Consider the following 417-nt stretch of genomic DNA (forward strand, 5'->3'; position numbering starts at 1 on the left):
AACCGAGCTGTGATCCGAGGATTTCCGAATGGGGAAACCCAGCACCAGTGATGTGGTGTTACCCGCCGGTGAATATATAGCCGGTGCGGAGGGAACGCGGGGAAGTGAAACATCTCAGTACCCGCAGGAAGAGAAAACAAAAGTGATTCCGTGAGTAGTGGCGAGCGAAAGCGGAAGAGGCTAAACCGATTGCATGTGATACCTGTCAGGGGTTGTGTGGTCGGGGTTGTGGGACCTGTCTTCTCAGAGCTGACACTCTGGGCGTGATGCGGCATGGTTAGCGGAACCGCTTGGGACGGCGGGCCGGAGCGGGTGAGAGCCCCGTACGCGAAAACTGTGTTTGTGTTGTGTGACGGTGTTCCCGAGTAGCAGCGAGCTCGTGGAATTTGCTGTGAATCTGCCGGGACCACCCGGTAA

The 417-nt window shown here is 57.1% G+C and carries 1 rRNA gene; it reads left to right on the forward strand.

The features are described 5' to 3' along the window. A 23S ribosomal RNA gene (locus L942_RS02730) occupies positions 1-417 on the forward strand; the annotation flags it as partial.

Origin of the sequence: Amycolatopsis orientalis DSM 43388, from assembly GCF_000411975.1 — a bacterium.
GTDB classification, from domain to species: Bacteria; Actinomycetota; Actinomycetes; order Mycobacteriales; family Pseudonocardiaceae; genus Amycolatopsis; species Amycolatopsis orientalis_D.